This window comes from Phaeobacter sp. LSS9, assembly GCF_003443595.1.
In the GTDB taxonomy this organism is placed as follows: Bacteria; Pseudomonadota; Alphaproteobacteria; order Rhodobacterales; family Rhodobacteraceae; genus Phaeobacter; species Phaeobacter piscinae.
On sequence record NZ_CP031956.1, the window covers coordinates 2,886,959 to 2,910,846 of the forward strand.

General features: G+C 58.6%; 18 protein-coding genes. 8 read left to right on the forward strand and 10 right to left on the reverse strand.

The genetic code is table 11. From position 1 onward, the window contains the following. Positions 1-7 precede the first annotated feature (7 nt). From D1820_RS13800 to D1820_RS13830, 7 genes are all read right to left on the reverse strand, one after another. Positions 8-1,078, reverse strand: a complete 1,071-nt coding sequence (locus tag D1820_RS13800) for a branched-chain amino acid ABC transporter permease (protein WP_118069449.1) — start codon at positions 1,076-1,078, stop codon at positions 8-10. Further along, positions 1,075-2,106 carry a branched-chain amino acid ABC transporter permease gene (locus tag D1820_RS13805; RefSeq protein WP_118069450.1) on the reverse strand — a complete coding sequence of 344 codons (1,032 nt, stop codon included), beginning with the start codon at positions 2,104-2,106 and terminating at the stop codon, positions 1,075-1,077. The genes D1820_RS13800 and D1820_RS13805 overlap by 4 nt, the downstream gene beginning before the upstream one ends. Before the next feature lie 59 nt (positions 2,107-2,165). Next, complete coding sequence (locus D1820_RS13810; protein ID WP_118069451.1) at positions 2,166-2,915, reverse strand: ABC transporter ATP-binding protein; 750 nt, start codon at positions 2,913-2,915, stop codon at positions 2,166-2,168. Continuing rightward, on the reverse strand, positions 2,908-3,684 hold the full coding sequence (locus tag D1820_RS13815) for an ABC transporter ATP-binding protein (protein ID WP_118069452.1): 777 nt from the start codon (positions 3,682-3,684) through the stop codon (positions 2,908-2,910). The genes D1820_RS13810 and D1820_RS13815 overlap by 8 nt, the downstream gene beginning before the upstream one ends. A 92-nt stretch (positions 3,685-3,776) precedes the next feature. Beyond that, on the reverse strand, positions 3,777-4,961 hold the full coding sequence (locus D1820_RS13820; RefSeq protein WP_118069453.1) for a substrate-binding domain-containing protein: 1,185 nt from the start codon (positions 4,959-4,961) through the stop codon (positions 3,777-3,779). 142 nt (positions 4,962-5,103) lie between these two features. Further along, positions 5,104-5,874: an HpcH/HpaI aldolase/citrate lyase family protein gene (locus tag D1820_RS13825; protein WP_118069454.1), complete on the reverse strand. Its 771-nt coding sequence runs from the start codon at positions 5,872-5,874 to the stop codon at positions 5,104-5,106. Between the two features lie 137 nt (positions 5,875-6,011). Next, positions 6,012-7,421: a pyridoxal-dependent decarboxylase gene (locus tag D1820_RS13830; RefSeq protein ID WP_118069455.1), complete on the reverse strand. Its 1,410-nt coding sequence runs from the start codon at positions 7,419-7,421 to the stop codon at positions 6,012-6,014. A gap of 228 nt (positions 7,422-7,649) precedes the next feature. Between D1820_RS13830 and hpaR the strand changes: the two genes are divergently transcribed. Beyond that, on the forward strand, positions 7,650-8,084 hold the full coding sequence (gene hpaR / locus D1820_RS13835) for a homoprotocatechuate degradation operon regulator HpaR (RefSeq protein ID WP_096870384.1): 435 nt from the start codon (positions 7,650-7,652) through the stop codon (positions 8,082-8,084). A gap of 9 nt (positions 8,085-8,093) precedes the next feature. Here hpaR and D1820_RS13840 read toward each other — a convergent pair whose 3' ends face one another. Further along, positions 8,094-9,368, reverse strand: coding sequence for a glycerate kinase (locus D1820_RS13840; protein ID WP_118069456.1), 1,275 nt, complete (start codon positions 9,366-9,368; stop codon positions 8,094-8,096). Next, on the reverse strand, positions 9,361-10,938 hold the full coding sequence (locus tag D1820_RS13845) for a sulfatase-like hydrolase/transferase (RefSeq protein WP_118069457.1): 1,578 nt from the start codon (positions 10,936-10,938) through the stop codon (positions 9,361-9,363). The genes D1820_RS13840 and D1820_RS13845 overlap by 8 nt, the downstream gene beginning before the upstream one ends. A 205-nt stretch (positions 10,939-11,143) precedes the next feature. Between D1820_RS13845 and D1820_RS13850 the strand changes: the two genes are divergently transcribed. The 7 genes from D1820_RS13850 to D1820_RS13880 all read left to right on the forward strand — a co-directional run bounded on the left by D1820_RS13850 (position 11,144) and on the right by D1820_RS13880 (position 19,568). Further along, the gene (locus D1820_RS13850) at positions 11,144-11,962 is read left to right on the forward strand and encodes a DeoR/GlpR family DNA-binding transcription regulator (protein WP_371311706.1); all 819 of its coding nucleotides are present in this window, start codon (positions 11,144-11,146) and stop codon (positions 11,960-11,962) included. 98 nt (positions 11,963-12,060) lie between these two features. Then, positions 12,061-13,737 carry a Na/Pi cotransporter family protein gene (locus D1820_RS13855; protein WP_014881246.1) on the forward strand — a complete coding sequence of 559 codons (1,677 nt, stop codon included), beginning with the start codon at positions 12,061-12,063 and terminating at the stop codon, positions 13,735-13,737. A gap of 39 nt (positions 13,738-13,776) precedes the next feature. Then, a complete protein-coding gene (locus D1820_RS13860; RefSeq protein WP_118069459.1) occupies positions 13,777-14,616 on the forward strand; it encodes a DMT family transporter in 840 nt (279 codons plus the stop codon). Positions 14,617-14,921: 305 nt separating this feature from the next. Further along, positions 14,922-16,046: a PotD/PotF family extracellular solute-binding protein gene (locus tag D1820_RS13865; RefSeq protein ID WP_040171592.1), complete on the forward strand. Its 1,125-nt coding sequence runs from the start codon at positions 14,922-14,924 to the stop codon at positions 16,044-16,046. A gap of 153 nt (positions 16,047-16,199) precedes the next feature. Next, on the forward strand, positions 16,200-17,312 hold the full coding sequence (locus tag D1820_RS13870; RefSeq protein WP_118069460.1) for an ABC transporter ATP-binding protein: 1,113 nt from the start codon (positions 16,200-16,202) through the stop codon (positions 17,310-17,312). A 13-nt stretch (positions 17,313-17,325) separates the two neighbouring features. Next, positions 17,326-18,246, forward strand: coding sequence for an ABC transporter permease (locus D1820_RS13875; protein WP_118069461.1), 921 nt, complete (start codon positions 17,326-17,328; stop codon positions 18,244-18,246). Then, entirely contained in the window at positions 18,243-19,568 is a 1,326-nt protein-coding gene (locus D1820_RS13880; protein ID WP_040171586.1) for an ABC transporter permease, read from the forward strand. The genes D1820_RS13875 and D1820_RS13880 overlap by 4 nt, the downstream gene beginning before the upstream one ends. Before the next feature lie 100 nt (positions 19,569-19,668). Here D1820_RS13880 and D1820_RS13885 read toward each other — a convergent pair whose 3' ends face one another. Continuing rightward, positions 19,669-23,079, reverse strand: a complete 3,411-nt coding sequence (locus tag D1820_RS13885; protein ID WP_254683316.1) for a glycosyltransferase — start codon at positions 23,077-23,079, stop codon at positions 19,669-19,671. Between the last annotated feature and the right edge of the window lie 809 nt (positions 23,080-23,888).

A 23,888-nucleotide genomic window follows, 5' to 3' on the forward strand; every position in this document is an offset into this window, starting at 1 on the left:
CTGCGCGCTAGCGTTGGCCGCGCAGGCGGCCGACCACGCCACTGGGGAAGAAATAGACGCTGAGAATGAACAGCACCCCAAGCCACAAGAGCCACCTGTCCGGGCTGAGCAGTTCGGGCAGCAGAGGCAATCCTTCGGTCATGCTGGAGAGAACGCCCATCAGGTTTTGCAGATAGTTCTGTGCCAGCACGAACAGGGTCGCGCCGATGACGGCGCCGTAGATGGTGCCCATGCCGCCAATGACGACCATCAGCAGAATGTCGATCATGATTGTCATCGACAGGGTGGTATCCGGCCCCACATAACGCAGCCAGATCGCGTAGAGAGATCCCGACAACGCGGCGATCGCAGCTGAGAGGCAGGTGGCGGTGACGCGGTAGTAGACCACTTTGTAGCCAATCGCCTCCGCTCTGAAGTCATTCTCCCGGATCGCCTGCAGTACGCGGCCAAACGGCGAATTCACAACCCGCAGCAATGCCAGGAACAGCAGCGCGCTGCCGCCGAAAATCAGGTAGTAGGTCAGCAATTTTCCGTTCAGTTTGACCCCGAACAATGCGCCGTCAAACGTCTCTTTGCCGAATTTGAACGCAGGCCCCAATTCGCGTGGGATCTTGAAGGTCAGCCCATCTTCGCCGCCAGTGAGCCCGGAGAGCTGGCTGACCAGAACCGCCACGGCAGAGGCAACAGCCAGCGTGATCATGGCAAAGAAGATCGCTCGGACCCGCAGGGAAAATAACCCGATCAGCAGCGCCAGAACCGCAGCGAGCGCCGCCCCCGTGATAGACCCGATTGCCAGCGCGTCAAAGCCACGCCCCATATGGGTTGAGGTGAGAGCGACCCCATAGGCGCCCATGCCGAAGAACATCGTATGCGCAAAGCTGACGATACCGCCGTACCCCAGCAAGAGATCGTAGCTCGCCACCAGCACGATAAAAATGCAGATGCGCGCGGCTGTATCGACGGTGCGAACGCCGGGAAACAAAAAGGGCGCGAAGGCCAGGCAGATCAGGATAACCGCAAGCAGCAGGGCCAGAACGCGGGAGCGCGGCAGATCGCCAGAGAGAAGGGTACGGATCATTTTGCCTTTACCACCGGGTTCATGCCCATCGGCCGCCACATCAGGATGGCCACCATCAAGGCGATATTGGAAACAAGGGCCAGTTTCGGCTCTACAAAGGCGATGTAATTCTGCAGCAGCCCGACCAGCAGCGCGCCGATGAAGCAGCCCTCAACCGACCCCAGCCCGCCGATGATCACCACAATGAAGATCAGGATCATCGCCTGATTGCCCATATGGGCGGTGATCACCTCCTGATAGAGGCCCCACATAACGCCCCCAAGTCCGGCCAATGCCGATCCGGCGATGAACACACCGATGAAAACCAGCCTCAAACGGTATCCCAGTGCCGCGACCATCTCCCCGTTTTGAACACCGGCCCGGACGATCAGGCCGATCTTGGTGCGGCGCAGGACAAACCGCATGGCGGCAAAGACAGCCAACCCAACGCCGACTGTGACCAGCCGGTATTTCTCAATCGCGGCATCGCCGAAGGTGAGCGCGCCTTTCAGTGCTTCGGGGCGGGTGAAGTAGATTTCCTCTGGCCCCCACAGGACAATGATCAGCTGCTCTGCAATGATCAGCCCTCCCATGGTGACAAGGATCTGACTGAGGTGGTTGCCGTAGACGGGTTTGACAATCACCCGTTCGAAAGCCCAGCCCATGACGGCGGTTGCAGCCATAGCGGCAAGAACCGCAGCCAGGATGGCCAGCAGGTTCAGCCCCAGCGAGGGGGCATTGGTCAGGTGACCCAGTGTCAGCAGGACGGAGATCCCGATGAAGGCGCCAACCGAGACAAAGGCGCCGTGACCGAAGTTAATGACGTCCATCAGGCCGAACACCAAGGTGAGCCCTGACGCCATCAGGAAGATCATCATCCCCATGGCCAGACCGGACACGGTCAGGGTCAGCCAACTGGCCGGGTTCTGCACCGCGATCAGACCGGCAATTGCCAAGGCCGGAACCAGCATAAGCGGCGCATAAGGCGCCAGCCTGTCGGCCACCGAAGACCGAGCCATTGTTGGGCTGTGTTCAGGGGCTGTGCTCATCGGGTTATCTCCTGTCCGATGCAGCCATTGCGGGATATGTATCGACCGTCAGACATCATTCACTTCGCTTCCATGCTGAGGCCCATCAGCCGTTCCTGTAGGGTGGGATCGCCGGCCAGTTCGGCCATCTCCCCGGACCAGATCACGCGGCCGTCGTCCATCACGTTGGCGGTATCGCCAAGTGCCTTTGCGACGGCGAAATTCTGTTCGACCATCAGGATTGAGGCTCCCTGGTCCTTTAGATCTTTGAGCGCGCGGGCCATGGTGGAAATGATTGCTGGGGCCAGCCCCTTGGTTGGTTCGTCAATCAGGTAGAGCTTGCGCTCTTCGATCATGGCGCGGGCAATCGACAGCATCTGTTTCTGCCCACCGGAGAGATTGCCGGCTTCGGAGGTCCAGAATGTCTTCAGCGGCGGAAATGCCTGAAAGATCCAGTCCAGACGCGCGGGATCAATGGGGCCGGAGACAGCGGCCAGCACCATGTTCTCCTCCACGGTCAGATCGGCAAAGATGCCCATGTCCTCGGGCACGAACCCAAGACCTGCGCGTGCAATATTGGCGGTGGGTACCCGGGTGATGTCATCGCCGTCAAAGAGGATACGCCCGCGATGAACCCGCCAGTGCCCGATCACACTGCGCAGGGTCGTGGTCTTACCGACGCCGTTGCGCCCCAGCAGCATGGTAACGCCGCCGCGCGGCACGTGGAGATCGACACCCTGAAGAATATGGTACTGCGCAATATTCGTGTAGATCCCTTCAATCCGAAGGATTGGATCGCCGGTGGTCCCAGTCTGGGCAAGATCAGACATGATCCAAAACCCCCTCAAGTCCACGCCCCATATAGGCCTCTTGCACGATGTCCGAGGCCATCACCTCGGCCGGGGCACCATCTGCCGCCAGCGCGCCATTGTGCAGGACGATAATGCGGTCAGCGAGCGTTCGGATCACATCCATCTTGTGCTCCACCAATAGGACAGTGCGATCGCTCTGCGCTTTCAGGTCTGCGATGAGGTCCAGCACAACCGGGGCCTCATCGACACTCATCCCGGCGGTTGGTTCGTCAAACATGTAGATCAGCGGGTCGAGGGCAATCAGCAGAGCGACTTCCAGCTTGCGCTGATTGCCGTGGGACAGCTCTGAGACGATCTGGTTACGCTCCTCCAGAAGACGCACACGGGCTAGGATATCTTCGGCCTGATCTATCAGGTCGGCGTGGCCTGTTACCATAGACCAAAGGTTGAATCCGCGCCCGGCTTTGGCCTGAACCACCAGGCGGACATTCTCCAGAACGGTCAGATCGGGAAACAAGTTGGTCATCTGAAAAGCGCGTCCGATACCGGCCTTCGTGCGGGCTGAAACGGAGGCGGAGCTGATGTCCTGACCGTTCAGCGTGACGCGCCCGGCGCTGGCTGGGATCTGCCCGGAAATCAGATTGAAATAGGTGGTCTTCCCAGCGCCGTTGGGACCGACGATGGCGGTCAGTTCGCCGGCGTGAAAGGCACAAGTAACGGCATCGACAGCCACGTGCCCACCAAAGCGTACAGTCAGATCATCGGTGGTCAGAAGGGGGGCAATCATGAACGGATCCGTGTGGAGTGGGATTGAATCGCGGTTATCCGCTTCGCATCAGGCCCGGCACCAGATGCGCCGGACCTGAGGGAAAGGTACGATCAGTTGCGCACCGGGATCGGCAGATCCTCGATGCTCAGCTCGCGAACCAGCTCGGGGATCGCCCATTCGACATCATCTTCCACGCGCAGTTTGAAGTGATACATCGGCTGTAGCGCCTGATGATCTTCAGCCCGGAATTGCATGGTGCCCTTCGGGGTTTCCCACTCCATGCCTTCCATTGCGGTGATCAGCGCTTCGGTGTCGGTAGACCCGGCTTTCTTGATGGCTTCCACAGCTGCGATACCTGCGGCCATGCCGCCTGCGGTGAAGAAATCCGGGGGGCTGTCAAACCGCTCAAAATGGGTTTTGACGAGCCAGTCGTTCACAGGATTGTCGGGCAGCTCATAGTAGTAGTAGGTGCCACCTTCCATGCCTGCGAAATCCTTGAACCCCTTGAGAGCGGCAAGGATGTTGCCGACACCGGCAAATTCGATCCCGAACCGGCTGGGATCCATGGCGTTGATTTTGGCCCAGGGGTTGCCGCCACCGGCCCAGATGATGAAGAGCTTCTTTTCGCCTTCGAGATCTTTCATCGCGTTGAAGATCCGTTCCCCGGCCGCGGTAAAGTCGGTGGTGTCCGTCGGTGCGAATTCTTCGTGGACGATCTCGTGACCCTGCGCGGCAAGGGCTTCGCGGAAGGCGGCGATGCCGTCGCGGCCAAAGGCGTAGTCCTGGGCCAGCGTTGCGATATGCACGTTGTCCCCGGCCAGGGCGATGGCGCTGGCTACGGCATCCTGAGAGGAGTTGCGAGAGGTCCGGAAAATATAGCGGTTCCAGTTCGACCCGGTGATGGAGTCAGCAACCGCCGGCTCTACAATCAGCAATTTTTCGTATTCCTCGGCGACCGGTAGCATCGCCAGCGCAACGCCGGAGCTGACCGGCCCGATGGCCAGATCGACCTCATCGTCGCCATAGGCCTCCTCAAGCAGGGCCTTACCATTCTCGGGTTTCAGCTGAGTGTCTTTTTCGATCACCACGATCTTCTCGCCGTTCACCTCCATGGTGCCGCCGGTGGCGTATTCCAGCCCCAGCATCAGACCGTCGTGTGACTGTTTGGCGTAGGCTTCAAACGGGCCGGTTTTGCCATAGACATGGGCGATTTTAATATCAGCAAAGGCGGCGGTGGCCATAGCTGACGTCAGCGTCAGTGCGGAGACCATCCCCGCAGCAAATGTGCGTTTCATCCTGTAACTCCCTCGTGGCGCGCCAAGCTATCTGGCGCGGTCTCGCTCCTGTCGTGGCAGGCTAGCGGCGGGGTGTCAAACCGGTCAATTGCGCGAAAATACGTATTTTCTCACGCGGTTTTCTCTCTTGGGGTGCCGGTGGCTATTTCGATGTCCAGTTCGTGGCGAGGGTGCGCGCGCTCTGCGCCAGTAGCATAACGTCAATCCCGACGGCGAGGAATTGCGCTCCCATGTCGAAATAGGCCTGTGTGGACTCGGACGAGATGCCCAATATGCCCGGCGCCTTGCCTGCGGCCTTGATCCGCGCCAGCGCGTCGGCAATCACGGCGCGCACCTCCGGGTGGGCCGAATTGCCCTGATGTCCCATATCCGTGGAGAGGTCGGCGGGCCCTATGAAGATACCATCAATACCCGGCACCGCCAGAATTTCGTCGAGATTTTCGATGCCTTTACGGTTTTCGACCTGCAACAGTAGGCAGACCTGCTGATCGGCGGTTTGAATATAGTCGCTGGTCGTTCCAAACAGCGTCGCCCGCGCTGCTGTCGCGCCGACCCCACGGGTGCCATGTGGCGGGTACTGGCAGGCGCGCACGAGTTCGCGGGCCTGATCTGCGTCCTCCACGATGGGGACCAGAACGGTTTGCGCACCGGCGTCCAGCACCTGTTTGATGATCCATGTCTCCCCCACCGGCACGCGCACCACTGGATGGCTGGCCGATGCTGCCAGTGCCATCAACTGATCCCGAATGGAGCGGATGTCATTGGGGGCATGCTCGCCGTCGATCACCAGCCAGTCAAAACCACAGGTCCCCATGATTTCGGCGACGGCCGCTTCGCCAAAACTCATCCAGCAGCCGATTTGACGATCCCCGTTGGCCAGCGCCTGTTTGAAGGTGTTTTTGGGTGCGGGCATGGAAACTCTCCGGTTTGAATTGGGCGCGATCGCTTGCGTCTGTTCGGGGCGGTCACGACTGAGGAAAAAGGTATCGCCCCACGCCGCGGCTTGTCCAGCGGCCACGCATCAACCTCGGCGGAGCGGGTTGGTCGGTGCTATAGCGTTCGGGCGATTTCGATGATGACATCATGTGCCATCATGACATCGGCTTCGGTTGTTTCAAATTGCCCTGCCTGAAAACGGATCACCAGTGCGCCATCGACGCGGGTCTGGGTCAGGTAAATGCGGCCATCGTCGTTGATCGCATTCACCAACCGCAGATTCAGATCGTCCAGATCCTTGGCTCCATCGGGTTGATACCGAAAGGACCAGAGAGACCACATTGGCGGCGTCACGATCTCGAAATCAGGCTCTAACTGGAGCCGGTCATGCAATTGCTGTGACCATGTCACATGGTTGCGCAACCGTTGGCGCAGCCCTTCCAGACCGTAGGTCCGGATCAGAAACCAGATTTTGAGCGCACGGAAACGGCGGCCCAGGGGCACTGACCATTCAGAGTAGTTGATGATACCATCTTTGCCATGGGTTTTGAGATATTCGGGGCTTATGGCCAGCGTTCGGACCAGATCGTCGGGATCTTTCAGGAAATGGGCGGAGCAATCAAATTGCACCCCCAGCCATTTGTGGGGGTTGAAAACGATGCTGTCTGCGCGCTCAATTCCGGGCCAGTAATGGCGGTATTCGGGGCAGATCATGGCGGAGCCGGCCCAGGCGGCATCCACATGGGTATAGAGACCATAATTTTCAGCCACATCGAGTATCTGATCGACCGGGTCGGTGGCGCCAACTCCCGTGCCCCCAACACAGAGGATGACGCCGGCGGGCTGGTGGCCGGCCGCGATGTCGGCCTCAATTGCTGCGGCCAGTGCGTCCGGGTCCATGCCGCGCCAGTCCCCCTTGATCGGAACACGGACAAGATTCTGCTGGCCGATACCGGCAACCCAGATGGCGCGATCGACGGAGGTGTGCACCTCCGAAGAGCAGTAGATGCGCAGAGTCTTCTGGGAAAATAGCCCCTGCTCATTGCCCTGCCAGTTTAGCGCCTTTTCCCGCATCGTGAGGACGGCTGCCAGGGTGGCGGAAGAGGCACTGTCCTGAATGACACCCTGAAACTCTTCTGGCAGGTCAAGCGCTTGGCGCAGCCAGTCCATCATGCGGGTTTCCATTTCGGTCGCCGCAGGGGAGGTCTGCCAGAGCATGCATTGCGGTGCGATGGCAGAGGTGAGGAATTCCGCAAGCACCGATGGGGCAGCGGCATTGGAGGTGAAGTAGGCAAAGAACCGTGGATGCTGCCAATGGGTGATTCCGGGCATCACAACGGTTTCAAAATCGGCAAAGATGGCCTCCATGCCTTCGCCGGTTTCGGGCGGCGTGGCGGGAAGCGCATTCAGAACGTCACCGGGTTCGGTTCTGGCGCGCACCGGCCTGTCGCCAACCGTCTGATGGTAGTGTTGGGTCCAGTCGGCAATCTTGCGCCCCCAATGGGAAAAGTCAGTCCAGTTCATTTGCTGTCCTTTGCGCTGAGAGGGAGAAACCCATGAGATATTATATTATTAACATGTGTATTAAAATCTGTCTACTTTGGGGAATTATATCAATAGATGCGATTGCTTGAGCGTCATTTCGCTCGCCTTTGCGGACGCCTCCCTGATGGTCCCGTTTTCAGAAGCACTCTCTTGCCGGCGCTGACATTGAAGATTTGCCTTTGTGCGCCGAGGCGGCGATAATTGGCCATGACCAAGCAGTTACCAAGCACTGACCGATCTTTGCCCATCGCCCTGCTGCGCGCCCGCGAGCGTGTGATGGGCCCTATCCGCGCGCTGCTGAGCGACGCCGGTTTGACCGAACAACAGTGGCGTGTGCTGCGTGTTGTTCAGGAAACCGGAGGGATCGACCCAACGCAGATTTCTGAACGGGCCTGTCTTCTGCTGCCAAGCCTGACACGCATCTTGCAGAAGCTTGAGGATAAGGGGCTGATCCAGCGTACGAAGGATCAGATAGATCGCCGCCGCCAAATTGTGAGCATCACATCGGCGGGGACACAGGTCATTGACGATAATCTGGATGCAAGCCTTGCCGTTATTGAGCGTACCCGTGCCCAAATGGGGGAGGATCGCTATGAGGCGTTGCTGGATTTGCTGAACGAGCTGCATCAATTGGACGAATAGGGGCCTGTTTTACTGCGGTGACAGCAGCATAATTTGGACATCGGCTACATTGGTGCCGGTTCCACCTGTTATCAGGAGATCGCCCGCCAGCTTCAACGCAGCGTTGCTTTCGTTGTTTCTGAGGAGGGCATCGGGATTGCCGCCGTTGTCACTGATCCGTTGCCAGGTACCGCTGTCGACAATACCGCCCGCCGCATCTGTCGGACCGTCACGACCATCGGTGCCTGCGGAGAGGAAGGTCCACCGCTCTTTGAGGGCGCGACGCCCCAGGCGGGCAACGTGCAGAGCCAGCTCTTGGTTCCGTCCGCCACGCCCGCTCCCAGTCAGCTGCACAGTGGTTTCTCCGCCAAAAATCAGCGCGGTCGGGTGACCGGATTCGTATGCTATGGTTGCTGAGAGAATGGTCTTGGCCGCCGCTTCAACATCTCCCGTAAGCGCATCGTTGATGATATGTGCGGCCCAGCCATCGCGCTTCGCCTGATCGCGCACGGCAATCAGGCTATGGCGGTTTGACCCGATTAGATGGGCTTGCGCCACGCTGGAGTTCGCGGGCCATTGTGGCGGGTCTTCTGGTGTTGCCAGATGGGTTTGAACCGCGTGAGGCAGCCTGTCCCACAGGTTCTGGGACAGAAGAAAATCGCGCGCCATTGCCCGCGCGCCCAGCGGTGCCACTGTGGGGCCCGAGGCGATGGCTCTCAGATCATCGCCGATGACATCCGAGAGGATATAGCTGAACACTTGCGCAGGCTGCGCCGCGCGCAACAGGCCGCCGCCCTTCAGCTCCGACAGTTGCTGGCGGATCAGGTTCATCTGGGTGATGTCGACACCGGCCCCGAGCAGCAGATCCGTCACAGCGGTTTTGTCAGCCAGCGTGAGACCTCCCGCTGGCGCGACCGCCAGAGCGGAGCCGCCGCCTGATATCAGCGCGACGACCCTGTCCTTGGCGTTCAGATTGCTGAGTGCCGCGCGCAGGGCGGCCCCCGCCGCCAGGCTCATGTGGTTCGGAACAGGGTGACTGCCTGCCAACACCTCGATATCAGGGAGGTCTGCAACATTCTCTGGATTGGTCACAGCGATTGCACGATCCGGGGGCGGCAGCATCTCTATCGCCTGACGCATCATGGGAATGGCGGCTTTCCCAAGGGCGACAAGGATCAGGCGTCCCCCCGGTTGCGGCAGAGTTGGCGGGTGTTCTTTTAGGCTTTCGGCCAGTGCCGTGGCAGGATTGGCACGGGCAACAGCCGCCGCAAAGAGGGCGCGGGCAGCCCTGCGCAGGTCAGTCATCCTGGTGGCCTGCAGCGAACGTCGGCCTATGGCGCAGCTGCCTGCGCGGCCCCTGTGGGGTGATGGTGTCCAGCGACAACGTATGATCCATGTTACGCATACGATGGCGCAACATCTGTCGCGTCAGCCGGGCCAAATCGCATTGATAGTCGGGGTGCTCTGCTACGTTATCAGCCTCGCCCAGATCATCGTGATCAAACAGCAGGGGCGGCAGGTCGGCAGCAAACTCCACCAGTGTGAAGCGCGCATCGCGCAGAATCGCAAGGCTGGAACAGCTCGCATCCGTGCCCAGGTGTTGCTGCCAGATGCTAGGGTGTTCAGGCTCGGCGAAATCCAATTCCGAATAGCTATAGCTGCGCCAGTTGTCTGGAGTGTTTCCGGCAAGCAGCGGTAGCAGGGAGCGCCCGTCCATCGCGTTTGGAATAGGCTGGCCCACCCAGTCCAGAATGGTCGGTGCGAGGTCGATGGATTCGGTGATGTCATGCACCACAGCGCCGGCGCGCGCTGCGTTGCCCGGTTGGCGAATGATCAGAGGCGTGTGATAGGCCGCCTCATAAACCGAGAATTTCCCCCAGCTGTGCCGATCGCCCAGCATTTCCCCATGATCTGCGCTGAGCACCACAAGCGTGTTCTCCAGCTGGCCGCTGTCGCGGAGGTACTCCATAACCCGACCGATATGGGCGTCGACCTCGCTGGCAAGACCCAGATAGATCGAGCGAAGCGTCTGGATTACCTCGTCGCTGGGCTCAAGATCGGGGAATCCCTCCACAAAGGACGCCGGGGAGGCGGCACGGGTGGCTGGATCAAAAAATGGATGAAGCGCGCGCTCGTCCTCAACAGTGGCAAGACGGTGCGGGAGCGGCAGGGACGCAGGATCATACATCCGGTTGTAGGGGGCAGGCGCAACAAGCGGTGGATGCGGGCGTATATAGGTCAGATGCGCGAACCAATTCTGGTCGCGGTAGCCGGGCAGGGTTGCCAGAAATCGGTCAGTCAGAAATGCGGTGTCACTGTCCTCAGCCCGATACGGCGCCGGATCGTTAAGGCGCGGGGCATCCCCGGTCGGCGATACCGGTTTGTAGATGTCCCAGTAGCGGTCGAATGTGTAACCTTTGTTCAGAAGATGCGCGCGCCATGGGTGCGACATTTCCATCCGCATCTCCAACATCTCATGAAACCCGCTCATCGGGTATTCGTATGTTTGCATCGCCGGGTCGCTTGGATGGTGAACGCGGGGATCGTGCGAGGTGTCGGTATACCCAAACAGCATCGGCAGATAACCCGCCTTGCGCATCTCCGAGGCGAGGTTCGGTGTGTCATGTCGCAAGGGGGTGCCATTGCGGACGGAGCGGTGGTTCATCGCATACTGGCCGGTCAGGATAGAGGCACGCGACGGACCGCAGGGGTTCACAACTGTGTAGTTCTTCTGAAAAGTAACGGCATCCCCCATCAGCGCGCGAAGATTGGGCAGCGCCACATGCTCCGCTAAGGCGCCAAACAGGCAGTCGGCCCGCATCTGATCAATCAGGATGAACAGGACATTCCTGCGCTGGTCTGAACATCGGCTCATAGAGATCTTCCTCGCGGCAATTGACGCCAGATAAGCCCGAAATTGTCTTCGTGGCAAAGGGTTTCCGGGCTCAACACCGTTGAAATTGACCGCTAATGTGGGTTTTTGTGTTTTCCTGTTTGATTTTTTTGATTGAGCTGTGGTTCACTGCCCGGCAGATTCATCAGTCCTGTACAGAGGTTTCCGGGTGCCTGCAGACCAGAAAATGTCCCATCGCGAGCTTGAACTGCTAGAGGCCTTGCGCCGTCTGGGCGGTTCGGCGCGCAGTGGCGAGCTGGCTAAGGTGCTGGGCGTTTCGGAAGAAACCGTGCGGCGCACGATCAAGGCACTGGCCAAGCAGGGGTTGGTACAACGGGTCCATGGTGGCGCCTATCTGAGCGGGCCGGATACGGCGGATAGCTTTTTTCGGCGGATCTCCAAATATACCGAAGAAAAGCAGAGCATCGCCGCCGGAGTTCTGCCGCAGATCACAGACGGGATGGCGATCTTTCTCGATGTGGGATCCACCACAGCGTTTGTCGCAAAGGAACTGCGTCGCCGCGCCAATCTGACAGTGGTGACCAATTCTATTGGCGTCGCGCAGACGCTGGCCAATCACAACGGCAACAGGGTGCATTTCCTCGGCGGGGAAATCCAAAGCAATGAACGTGGCACGTTTGGCCATGTTGCCGAACAGCAGGTACGTGCATTTGCATTGGACCTGGCGGTGTTGTCGGCTGATGCGTTTTCTGCCAAACACGGCGCCCTCTACCACAGTGCGACAGAGGCCCAGCTTGCGGCGGTGGTTGCGCAGGCCGCCGAACGGACGCTGTTGTTACTGGCCCATCCGAAATTCGATGACATGGCGCCGCACCGGGGGCCGCAACCGGAGATGCTGGACCTGCTGATGACCGATGCCTTGCCGGGGCGAAAGTACCGCCGTGCGTTGGAAACCTGGGGAATCGGCCTTGAACTGGCGCCGACGCGGGACGCTGACGCGGGGAGCGAGGTGAAGGCAAAGAAACGGGCCCCCTCGCTGGAGTGAGCCGCGCGAACAGTTGCGCAGACGGAGTTCCGTTGAGCGCCAAGATAAAGATCGGCAGCCGTTAGAGACTGCCCGACAGAAGGAAAAGACACGAGCCTATGGCCATATTGAGCTTTCTTACCAGCCTCGCCGGTGCTGTCATGCTGCTGCTTTTTGCGGTGCGTATGGTGCGCACGGGCATTGAACGCAGCTATGGTGCCACGTTTCAGCGTCTCCTGACCGAACAGCGCAGCCTCGTGCAGGCCAGTTTCGTTGGTGTTGGCATGGCCATCGTGTTGCAAAGCTCGGCCGCGGTTGCCTTGTTGACGTCCGGGTTTGCGGCGGGGGGGATGCTGTCCTTTGCCTCCGGGTTGGCGATTGTGCTGGGCGGGGATCTGGGCTCCGCGTTGATCATTCAGCTTCTGTCGTTCCGTCTGGACTGGCTGGTGCCGGTGCTGCTGGCGGTTGGTGGCTATCTGTTCGTCAAGGTTGAGGCGAAAAAAGCCCGTCAGATGGGGCGCATCCTGATGGGGATTGCGTTCATCTTGATTTCCTTGCGTTTCCTGCGTGAGGCGATGGACCCGATCCGGGAAAGCGCGTTTTTGCCCGCGATTGCAGAATACCTGGCGCGGGACTACATCACCGCGTTCCTTGTCGGGGCTGCACTTGCCTTTGTCATGCACTCCTCGGTGGCGGCCATTTTGATGTGTGTCACCTTGGTGCAGATTGATGCGATCCCCTTTGCGGCTGGCCTGTCTTTGGTGTTGGGTGCGAATTTCGGCTCTGCGTTCATTCCGGTCTGGCTGAGCCGCGGGATGCCAGCGTCGGGACGGCGAATACCGCTGGCCAATCTGGGGCTGCGTGGGACCTGGGCTGTGCTGTGTCTGTTTGGTGTCAATATGGCGTTGCGAGCCGGTGTTCTGGGCGCGCCTGAGGGCGGGCAGACGCTGGTCTATGCGCATTTGCTGTTCAACACATCGCTGCTGATTTTGGCGCTGCCGTTTTGCGGTATGTTGCACGGCGTTCTGACAGGTCTGGTGCCGGACCCGGCAACGCCGCAGGATACTGCGCATGGGATGCCTGTTAGTGTGCTGAATACGGACGATTATCGGCAGCCCAATCAGGCGATCAGCAGCCTCAAGCGGGAGTTGTTGCGAATGTCGGATCTGGTCAGCGCCATGTTCCGACCTGTTCCAGACCTCTACCAGCATGGTGACCGCACTCAGATCCGGGCGGTGCAGGCGTTGGACCGGGAGGTGAACAATTGCCTGTCAGGTATCCGGAGTTATGTGGCGGGCATGCCGAGCGAGGGGTTCGGCAAGGAAAACGCCAAAGTGGCCCGCGACTTGGTGGAATATGCCATTCGGCTCGAGACGGCCGGGGATGTAGTGGACGAACGTCTCGCCACCCTTGCCACGTCAATGCACAAGAAGGGTGTGCGGTTTTCGAAAGAAGGCTGGGCAGAGATCACCCGTATGCACGAGGTCATTGTCGCCAATATGCAGCTGGCCTCAAATGTGCTGATCTCGGACGATCTGGAAAGCGCGCGTCTGCTGAGCCTTGAGAAGACCGAGGTGAAGCGTATGGAACGCGACAGCCGCAAGCGCCATCTGCGCAGACTCCAGAGAGGGGCTGCGGAGAGTTTCGAGAGTTCTGATATCCATCTTGAGACCCTGCGCGCACTGCGGGAATTCAACAGCCATATCGCTGCCATCGCCTATCCAATCCTCTATCGGAACGGGCAGTTGCTGGAAACGCGCTTGATACAAGACATGCCTGCCGAGGAAATGGACTGATGCCTCCCCGCAGCGACCTGCCAGATCTGAAAGCCTGACATGACTCCATTTGTGATCGCCATTATCCTGTCGGCTGCGTTGCTGCATGCGATCTGGAATGCCATTGTCAAAACCGCAACAGATCGGACCACGACATTGGGGTTGGTCGCGCTGGGTCATGTTCTTCCCGGGGCGGTCATGGTGGTGTCGTTGCCATTACCTGCGGTGGCGAGCCTGCCCTATATCGGCCTCTCCACTGTCGTGCATTTCGGGTATTTCTACATGCTGGGGCGTGCCTATCAGCATGGCGACCTGAGCGTGGTCTACCCGATCGCGCGCGGAATTGTGCCTGCATTGGTTTCGCTCTGGGCGATGATTTTCGTGGGGGAAATGTTGCCCTTACAAGCTTGGTTCGGGATTACGCTTATTGCGGTGGGAATCCAACTCAGCAGTTGGAAAGCGCTGCGATCCGGTGTTGGGCGGGGCGCGCTATGGTACGCGCTGGGCACCGGGTTCTGCATTTCGGTATATTCGTTGGTTGATGGTGTCGGGGTGCGACTGTCACAGAATACCGTCAGCTACTGGGCTTGGGGTGCCTTTTTGCACATCTTTGTCGCGGTGTTTGTCATCCTGCGAAAGCGAGAGACCTTGCCGGGATTGCCGCTTAAAGTTTGGGCATTGGGAATTGCGGGCGGTCTGGTGTCGATGTGCGCGTATGGGTTGGTCTTGTTTGCGAAAAACTTTGCACCGCTGGGCGCGGTCTCGGCCTTGCGCGAAACATCTGTCATCTTCGCCGCGCTGATTGGTTTCCTGATCCTGAAAGAGGGCAATTGGAAGCGCCGCCTCGGGGCGGCTGTCCTGATGGCGGTCGGGGTTGCACTTATTGGCATGGCGGTTTGAGCGTCCCGGCGTTTTTGTGAACGCTTCCACAGTGTTGCAGCGTTGACGTGAGGGGCCTTCGAGGCGCAGACTGATCCGTGTGAAACAACATGAGAGTCGGCATCATCATCGAAAAGCGGGTAACCGCTTTGGTCTGATCGTTGACGATGGAGCGCTAAAACTGGCCCCATAAGTGTCTTTGCCCGACATCGTCTGGCCTTATCGAATTCTGAATCTGTCACTGTAGCAACAGGAGTGTGTTCCGCAGAGTTTCACCACCAAAAGCAAAAACAAAAGACCAACAGTTCCATAGGGAGAAAGACAAGATGACTGCAAAGTCCAAAGTAACCCGCCGCTCCATTCTGAAAGGGGCAGGCGCGGCAGCGCTGGCAGCACCGCTCTACTCCAAGAGCGCCCTGGCATCCTCCGGTGAGATCAACATTCTGATGTGGTCCGATTACCTGCCGCCCGAGTTCATCGCCGGGTTTGAGGGCAAGACCGGGATCAAGGTAAATTACACTGGTATCGGGTCGAACGAAGAAATCATCAACAAGATGAAGGCAACGAAGGGTCAGGGGTTCGATATCGTTTCGCCGACCAACAACCGGTCCCTGCAGTGGGGGCCGCTGGAGCTGCTGAAGCCATTCGATCTCAACAAGGTCAATATGGATGCGGTGAACCCGGCAATGGCCAAGATCGGTACCGACGCCTGGAACTTCGACGATGATGGCGCGCATTGGTTGCCGCATATCTGGGGCACTGAGGGCATCGCCTACCGTACGGACAAATGGCTGCCTTCCGGGGATGCACCGTCCTACGGCGATGTCTGGAGCGAAGAAAACGCAGGCAAAACCATGGGCCGCGCGCATTCGATGATGCTGGGCGCAGGTCTCTATATGGAAGCCTCCGGTGAAATGGAGCCGGGCTCAATCTGGGCGGCCTATGACGACGAAGAGACCATGCGCAAGGTCTGGGGCCAGGTCACTGATTGGTGCGTGGCGCGTAAAAACCGCATCAAGCTGATCTGGAACGACGCGGATTCGCAGAAGAATGGTCTGCTGAACGAAGGTGTCGTTGTTGGCCAGACTTGGGATGGTCCGCCGCTGGCGCTGAAATCCGCAGGCGAACCTGTGCACTATCAGGCGCCGGTTGAAGGGGCGATGGCCTGGGTCGACGGGATGTCGATGCCGGTTGGTGCCAAGAACGAAGAGCAGGTCTATGCGTTCATCGATTATGCTTACGAGCAGGAACCTGCGGGCAAGGCCATCGACAGCCACGGCTACAACTCACCGGTGCTGAAGGCCGATGATTACTCCGGCGATGTCTACAAGAAAAACTTCGCGGAAGCCTATCCGGGCAACAGCCTGGCCAATCTGAACCCTTGGCCTGCTGAGGCTCCCTGGTACGCGGATGTGCGTACCGAATTCGTCAACAAGTTCAAGAGCGCCTGATTACCTGATCGCGCGACCCTATCTGGCTCCCGTTTCATGCGGGGGCCAGCCACACGCCTGAGGGCGTAAATTCAACATATTATCAACCGGATGCTATCTGCATCGGCCGGGGGTTCGCCTCCGAACGGACGGTTGCACCGAGGGAGAGGCCACATGAGTGCTGGGGTAGGCGTAGATCTTGAGAAGCTCTGGATCCGCTTTGGAGATTTCGTTGCGGTGCGCGACGCGAATGTCAAAATCAATGGGGGCGATTTCTTTTCGTTCCTGGGCCCGTCTGGCTGTGGCAAGACGACCATCTTGCGCGCGGTGTCCGGGTTTCTGGAGCCAAGCGAAGGCAATGTTCTGATCGGTGGCAACAATATGCGCGGGATTGGTCCGAACAAGCGTCCAACCGCCCTGATCTTCCAGAATCTTGCGTTGTTTCCGCTGATGAAAGTCTGGGAAAACATCACGTTTTCGATGGAGATCAGGGGGGCTTCGGCCAAGGAGCGTCGCAAGCGTGCAGATGAGCTGCTGGATATGATCGCGCTGCCGGGGCAGGGCGACAAACTGCCTTCGGAGCTTTCTGGTGGCCAACGTCAGCGGGTTGCTATCGCGCGCGCGCTATGCGCCGAACCGGATGTTCTGTTGCTGGACGAACCGCTGTCAGCGCTGGATCTGAAACTGCGTCAGCACATGCGGACCGAGCTGCGCGAGATTCAGCAACGTGTCGGCATCACATTCATCTACATCACCCACGACCAGGGTGAGGCGCTGACCATGTCAGACAATATCGCCGTGATGCGCGCCGGGGTGATCGACCAGATTGGCAATGGCAAGGCGGTCTACAACGACCCCGCAACAGCCTTTGCCGCGTCTTTTGTTGGCGAAAACAACGTATTCCGGGGGAAGGTCAAGCGGGTGATGGGCGACGAAGCACTCATCGCGACCAACCGGTCGGGTGATCTGGTTGCACGAATTTCCTCTGCCAATCAGGGCAAGATGAAAGAGGGGGATGACGCGATGATGTTCATTCGCCCGGAGGCCTTTGCCCTGGCACCGCAGGGCGCCACTGGCGACCACGTGGTCAGCGCCAAGGTCAACCACGAGGAATTTGAGGGCAATGCTTTCAATATCTTCATGGAGGGCGACGGGGGTAAGGAGTTGAAGGTTTCAATCCCCAACCTTGGCCAGTCCTTTGAAGATCACACAGGCCAGACAATCACCCTGGAATACGAGACGCAGAACGCTGTCATCGTACCCGCGGGTGAATTGGCCGCAGAATAAGGAGGCCCGGACCATGCCAAGATTCCTGAGGGAATTCTTCAATCGCAACGGCTATGGGCTGGGCTCGCTGATGTTGGGGCTCGTCCTGTTCTGGACCATTGGTCTTATCATCCTGCCGCAGCTGTCGATGCTCGACTTTTCATTCCGGCCAAACCTGCCGCCGCCAGAAATCGGTGGGCCGAAGGACGTCTATACGCTGGAGAACTACAAATATCTGGTTTTCGGTCCTGAGGGCGGCGGTCAGGATTATAATGCGGTGGATCTGCGCGTGTTCTTCCGCACGCTGGTCGCGGCAGTCTGTGTGACACTGTTCAATCTGATCCTGTGCTATCCGATTGCCTATTATCTGGCGCAGACCAAGGGCAATCACATCCGCATCTTCGCGTTGATGCTGATCATTCCCTACTGGATCAACGAAATCCTGCGCGCCTTTGCGCTGCGTATCATCTTTGGCGAAAGCGGGGTCTTGAACACCGCACTGGTCGGGATGGGAGTGTTTGATACCCCGTTTGATTTCATCCGGAACGATATCGCGCTTTATGCAGGGCTTGGGTATGCCTACATCCTGCTGATGATTTTCCCGATCTACAATGTGATCGAAAGTCTGGACCGCAACCAGATTGAGGCTGCCCGCGATATGGGGGCCAGTTGGAGCAAGATCCATCAGCGCGTTGTGATCCCCTATGCCAAGCCCGGTATCAGCTCGGGTTGCACTATGGTCTTCATGTTGTCGGCGGGCGCGTTGGCTGCGCCGCAGATCCTTGGCGGGCCGTCGTCCCTGTGGTTCACACAGCTGATCTATCAGCAGTTCAATGACAACAGCGACTGGCCACAGGGTGCTGCCTATGCAGTTGTTCTTCTGGTGACCTGTATCCTGTTGGTTCTGGCCGTCATGCGCCTGTTCAAGGTGAACATGGGAGATATCGGCAAATGAAAAACCTCTCCTTTCTGCGCCTGAGCGTCTGGTTCTATCTGGCGATTTTCTTCGCCTATTTGCTGGGGCCGCTGGTGATCATGTCGGTCACGGCGTTCAACTCACCTGGATTTCCGCAGGCGACGCCATGGGAATGTCTTACATTCGAATGGTTTTCGGCGCTGTTTCAGGATGAACGCATTCTGAACGGGATCAAGAATTCGATCCTGGTCGGGGCGGGTACCGTCGTGTTGTCGGTTGCGATGGGCCTAGCGGGGGCGCTGATGCTGACCCAGATCTGGCCAAAGCTGCGTGCCACCTATTACACGGTGATCATCGCGCCAATCCTGATCCCCGGTGTGGTGATTGGTATCTCAACACTGGTGTTCTGGGATCGCATCAATCGCATGGTCGGGCTGGGGGCAGATAGTTTCCTGTCGAACGGGTTGTTCCTTACCATCATTGGTCAGTCCACCTTTATTGCCAGCTACTGCATGCTGGTGCTGGTTGCCCGTCTGCAGCGCTATGATATCGCGCTGACCGAGGCGGCACTTGATTTGGGGGCCACCCATGCGCAGGCGTTCCGCAAGGTGCTGCTGCCGTTCATGAAGCCTGCAATTGCATCAGCAGCGGTCCTGGCCTTTCTCGCCAGCTTCGAGAACTACAACACCACCACCTTCACCTTCGGAGAATATCCAACGCTCACCATCGAGCTGGCGCAGAAGGTGCGCTATGGCATCACACCGGCAATCTCTGCCCTGGCATTCATTATTGTTGTGCTGACAGTTTTTGCTGCGCTGTTCAACGAGGCGACAATTCGTCGACGGGAACTGGTCGCGGCTGCGCGTAAGGATGCGACGGTAGAAGAGCTTGAGAGCGGTCGTCTGCGGCTTCCGGGGTTTCTCAGTTCCAACTGGGCAGCTCTCGGGTTGGTTGGGGTTGCCTGTTTCACCATCGTGATTGTCGGCACTGCGACTGTTTATAGCCCGGCCCAATGTATCGCGGAGGTCAAAGAGCAGAAGCGCCTGGAAACCGAGTTGCGTATTCAGGAACTGCGCCAGCGTCGCGCCGATGAAGCGGCCCGCCGGGCTGCGGAAGAGGCCGAAAACGGTGCGTCGGATGCTGGTGGGGCAACAACATCTGAGCCCGCACCCAGCGGTGGGAACAACTCTGGCTTCGGCGGGGTCTTTGATCCCAACGCGCTCGGGGGCGGTGATGCAGCCACATCCGAGGGCGAAGACGAAAGCAGCGCTCCAGCGCCCGCGACAGGCGGCAGCTCCGCCTTCGGAGGGGCCTTCGATCCAAATGCGCTCTCCGGTAGTAGCACGTCAGACGACAACTGATACGTCGTCATTGCCAAAAACAAACCTGCCCAGGCCTCATGCTTGGGCAGGTTTTTCTATGTGCAATGCCTTGGCAGCTTGCTGGAACAACGCGCCAGGGTCAGCCGAGGCGCGCCCGGGCGGCAACCGTGGGTCGGACAGGCGCCTGAACAGACCCAAATCGGCGCAGCTTGTGCCAACCTGTCAGCCGCCCTGTTAGGATCCGCCACAGCGAACGGTAGACATTTATAATCAGAAGCTGGCGGTAAATGAATCTGTTCAGCAACAGCAACAACACCATGGACCGCGGCATGGTCGGCTCTGACCGCACGGCATAGTCGGCCATGATCATTTCCAGCAGCGGCAACGCCAGGAAGATAGAAAGCACGGCGTAATCGCGCACTGTGAAGGCATCAAAGGTGGTTCCATCAAAACTGGAAACAAACCGCACCAGCATGAGCACCAGCAGCAGGTCAATAATCGGGCCAAGCAGGGGCATGATCACCCCAAAGATCACAAGATCGGTGAGCCCGACCAACCCGACGGCATGCCCCTTGCGGATGGTGCTGCGGTGCTTCCAGGCGGATTGCAGAATACCAATGGACCAGCGCATCCGCTGCTTCATCAGCGTGCCAACAGAGGCTGGCGCTTCGGTGTAGGCATAGGCGCGCTCGGCCGCACGGACCTCATAGCCCTGCTCCAGAAGCGATATCGTCAGATCGGTGTCTTCCGCCAAAGTCTGGCTGGAGTAGTAGCCGCATTTGCGCACTGCTTCAGTCCGCCAGGCACCAAAGGCGCCGGGGACCACCATGATCGCATTGATCGTCTCATAGGCGCGACGGTCAATGTTCTGAGCAACCGTGTATTCCAGCTTTTCGAGCTTGGTCAGAAGGTTGTTTGAATTGCCCACCATGATCTTGCCAGCGACAGCGCCGACCTTGGGGTTGCGCAGGGGTTGCATCAGACGGCGGATAGCATCCGGTGCGACGATGGTATCGGCGTCGATCGCGACGACATAATCCGTTGTCACATGAGAGAAGGCAAGATTGGCGGCCTTCCACTTGCCGCCATTGGGTTGGCGCAGGATCTGGACGTTTGGATTGTCTTTATAGGTCTTGCTCACCAGCCCATGTGTGTCGTCGGTTGATCCGTCATCCACCACCAGCACCGACAGATTTGGGTAGTCTGATTGAAGCACACTGTAGATTGTCTTCAGAATGCTCTTCTCTTCGTTGTAAGCGGGGATCACAACCGTGACCGGGGCGGAGAAATCACCCGTGCGATGGCGCAGGTCGGCACGGTCGGCACGGCGGGACCGGATCGCCATTACAAACAAAACAAGAGCACGAATGACCCCGAGCAGCACCGCGAAGGGCACCAGGAAGGCCACCCATGTTGCGCTGTTTCCAAAACCGGTGAAGGCAAGCGCCTCAAACGGTTCGAGACTGGCAGCCTGACGGGTTTCATAGGGGCTGCCGACCCCTGCCATGGCTTGTTTTAATGTCAGAAACTGATAGCCGCGCGCCTTCAGCTCAGGGATCAGCAGACGTAGTGCGCTGATCGTGTTGCTGCGGGCGCCGCCGCCGTCATGCAGTAGCAGAACCTGACCGCTGCCATCCAATGCATCCAGCGTGTAGTCGACCAGTTGCTTGGGGCTGAGGCTGCGCCAATCAGGCGGCACGATATCGGCACCCAGAAGGTGATAGCGCTGGTCAATGATGGTCTTCAGTCGGCGGGCCAGATCGCCCTCAAGCGGTCCGGGACCGCGCATGTAGGGCGCACGAAACACCACAGGTGTGCGGCCTGTCAGCCAGGAGAAGATCCGTGACTGCAACGCCAGTTCCACCTGAACCCGCGCCGGAGATGACCGGTCAAGCCGAGGGTGAGAAAAGGTGTGGAGGCCAAAATCAAACTCAGACCGTGCCAACGCATCAACAACGTTCTTTTGCTCGAACATCTGATTGCCCACCATAAAGAAGGTTGCGGGCACCTTGGCGTCGTTCAGGATATCGAGGATATCCTGCGTGTGATCCTGGGCGGGGCCATCATCGAACGTAAGAAGGATCGATTTGTCCGGAAGGGTCCCGTAGCGGTCAGCAATGACCGGAAGCGGCAATGGATCAGTGACCGCATCGGTCACCATCAGAGTCTCAGCGTCCCGTGTTATATGACGGCGGCCAAGGACCTCTTTTTCAGTGAACCGCAGGAAGGGTCCCGTACCGCGATATGAGACGAAGCTGTTCAGATCAATGTCGCGTAGCGTGTCAAAAGCACTGTCCGAAAGAATGTCTTCTTTGGCGAGCAGGGGCCAGATGGAGGGATCTTCCTGCCCCAAACCCCAAATGGCGAAGCTGTCGATGCCAGCCTCCGCAATGCTCAAAAGCTGGCTGTAGTGGCTGACGGCATCGAGATACCAGATCATGTTCCGCTCGCCGTGGGTATCCATGTAGGAAATCAGCCCATGGCCTTTTTCAGGCGCGTAGCCTGCAAAGGCTCCGTATTGATCCGCCTGAGACATCGCATCTGCATAGCTGATGAATTCAGGCGCGGGCGCGCCAGTCGTCCAATGCACGCCGCCGGCCGCCATGCCGATCACCAGCTTGTCTTTGGGAATGGTGCTGCGCGCGCGTTCCAGCACAGTCTGAAACCAGTCCAGAGGTGCGGGTGACTCTTCATATATTCCAAGTCGATAGCTGTTTTGAACCGCCGGTAGAATGACCCGGTCAGGTAAGGCGACCCCGTAGGAAAGGGCCTCAATCTGATCAGGAGCAATGACGGCACAGGACTCAAGGTTTCTGGCCGCGAAATCATCCTGCACGCCATCCAAATGGGTCAGCGCCTTCTGTAGGTTCTGCACCTCCAACCGGCGCATATCGAAACACAGACCGGACCATCCGTGCCGTGTTGCGAGCTCTGCAGCCTTGGACCAGTGACGGCTGCCGCCATCCTCAAGTGCGGTGGCCTGAACATGCATCAACGGCTGAATGGGACTATTGCCAAATGGATTGGTTCGCACAACGTAAGGCGTGCCAAATTCCTGATTGCCGGATTGCAGCCAGTCGATTCCCTCATCACTGATGATCAGCCACTCCGGTACAAAGACATTGATCGTGTCGCAGGTTCGTTGAACGGAGTTGGACACATCTTCCAGGTCGGCGGTGACAAAGGCATACAGCGTTGAAGGATTGTTGTTGGCGCTGCGGGCTGCGGATGTATGCGTCTGGCAGGCGTTTCTTGTTGCCGTTGCGACGCTCGGGCCATCGCTGTCCAGCGTGTCATAGCCACCATCCCCCTCGAGACTGTCGCTTTGCGGCAGGAACCGGCGCCAGTCCGAGTTGACAACATCTGTCGGCGCATCGTTCTGAAACAAGGGGCGGGCCAGTTTGAATTCGGTGATGACACTTTGCGTGACGGCGATGATCATGGCCGCAGCCAAGGCCAATCCCAACACGAAAAACAACGCGGCGAGAAACGGGCGGGTTGCCGTCCCGGCCTTGAAAATTTGCCTTTGGGCGTCGGTGGAGATGGTCATCTCTGCCGGTAAAATTTCAGTCGGAAATGTCTTGTGCACACGGGCCTTGGGCGCAGACGGTTTTGATCTGCGTTTCCTTGCCACTGGCGCCGTCCGATTTTTCGTCGTCGTATGCATCACTTGCCAACCCGTTCAAATAACGTGTTACTTTTTCATTCACTCGTTTGGGGGGCAGGCGATTTTCGCCAGATTGACTTTCGCGCGAACCATTTCGATTCCGCGTCCGCTCATTAAGTTTTTAACAAAGTCCTAATGATATTTCAAGATGGGCATCGTAGATCCTTCAGGTTATGGTAAACACTGCCGGGACCAGAAAGTTGGACAAGTAATGTCGTGGAAACGCCGTGAGTTTCTGGGTTTGGCCTCAGGTGGCCTGCTAAGCACGACCTGGCCGGCCTTGGCGCAGACCCAGCGGGCCGAGGGGATACGTGCGTTTTCCATATTGCTGACCGGCGTGCATCCATCGCTGCCGGAAAATGCGCTTGGCTCTCTGATTTTTGCGTTTCTGTCACAGGGGGTCGCCTTATCCGTTGAGGTCGCATTCGAAGACTTTGCCAAGCACACACCGGATAGCACCCACCCCCTTCTGGCGATGTTGAGTGACACCGCCTCCCAAAATCGGACATTTGTCGAAATCGTTCCTGCATCGCGGAATCTGATGCGCAAGACGGGATATTTTAAGGCGCGGAGCCTCTGGGGGCTGCGTTCGCAAATCGATCAGCAGCTGCCCGGTGCCATGGCGGCCGCCGCTCAGCCAGCGCATTTTTCGACGGTGTCGACCAATGAGCTTGAGGGCGAGTTGCGGCAGG

Excerpts from the sequence above, each read along its gene's own strand:
- D1820_RS13800 (WP_118069449.1), bottom strand. The coding sequence starts at position 1,078 with ATGATCCGTACCCTTCTCTCTGGCGATCTGCCGCGCTCCCGCGTTCTG.
- D1820_RS13805 (WP_118069450.1), bottom strand. The coding sequence starts at position 2,106 with ATGAGCACAGCCCCTGAACACAGCCCAACAATGGCTCGGTCTTCGGTG.
- D1820_RS13810 (WP_118069451.1), bottom strand. The coding sequence starts at position 2,915 with ATGTCTGATCTTGCCCAGACTGGGACCACCGGCGATCCAATCCTTCGG.
- D1820_RS13815 (WP_118069452.1), bottom strand. The coding sequence starts at position 3,684 with ATGATTGCCCCCCTTCTGACCACCGATGATCTGACTGTACGCTTTGGT.
- D1820_RS13820 (WP_118069453.1), bottom strand. The coding sequence starts at position 4,961 with ATGAAACGCACATTTGCTGCGGGGATGGTCTCCGCACTGACGCTGACG.
- D1820_RS13825 (WP_118069454.1), bottom strand. The coding sequence starts at position 5,874 with ATGCCCGCACCCAAAAACACCTTCAAACAGGCGCTGGCCAACGGGGAT.
- D1820_RS13830 (WP_118069455.1), bottom strand. The coding sequence starts at position 7,421 with ATGAACTGGACTGACTTTTCCCATTGGGGGCGCAAGATTGCCGACTGG.
- hpaR (WP_096870384.1), top strand. The coding sequence starts at position 7,650 with ATGACCAAGCAGTTACCAAGCACTGACCGATCTTTGCCCATCGCCCTG.
- D1820_RS13840 (WP_118069456.1), bottom strand. The coding sequence starts at position 9,368 with ATGACTGACCTGCGCAGGGCTGCCCGCGCCCTCTTTGCGGCGGCTGTT.
- D1820_RS13845 (WP_118069457.1), bottom strand. The coding sequence starts at position 10,938 with ATGAGCCGATGTTCAGACCAGCGCAGGAATGTCCTGTTCATCCTGATT.
- D1820_RS13850 (WP_371311706.1), top strand. The coding sequence starts at position 11,144 with ATGTCCCATCGCGAGCTTGAACTGCTAGAGGCCTTGCGCCGTCTGGGC.
- D1820_RS13855 (WP_014881246.1), top strand. The coding sequence starts at position 12,061 with ATGGCCATATTGAGCTTTCTTACCAGCCTCGCCGGTGCTGTCATGCTG.
- D1820_RS13860 (WP_118069459.1), top strand. The coding sequence starts at position 13,777 with ATGACTCCATTTGTGATCGCCATTATCCTGTCGGCTGCGTTGCTGCAT.
- D1820_RS13865 (WP_040171592.1), top strand. The coding sequence starts at position 14,922 with ATGACTGCAAAGTCCAAAGTAACCCGCCGCTCCATTCTGAAAGGGGCA.
- D1820_RS13870 (WP_118069460.1), top strand. The coding sequence starts at position 16,200 with ATGAGTGCTGGGGTAGGCGTAGATCTTGAGAAGCTCTGGATCCGCTTT.
- D1820_RS13875 (WP_118069461.1), top strand. The coding sequence starts at position 17,326 with ATGCCAAGATTCCTGAGGGAATTCTTCAATCGCAACGGCTATGGGCTG.
- D1820_RS13880 (WP_040171586.1), top strand. The coding sequence starts at position 18,243 with ATGAAAAACCTCTCCTTTCTGCGCCTGAGCGTCTGGTTCTATCTGGCG.
- D1820_RS13885 (WP_254683316.1), bottom strand. The coding sequence starts at position 23,079 with ATGACCATCTCCACCGACGCCCAAAGGCAAATTTTCAAGGCCGGGACG.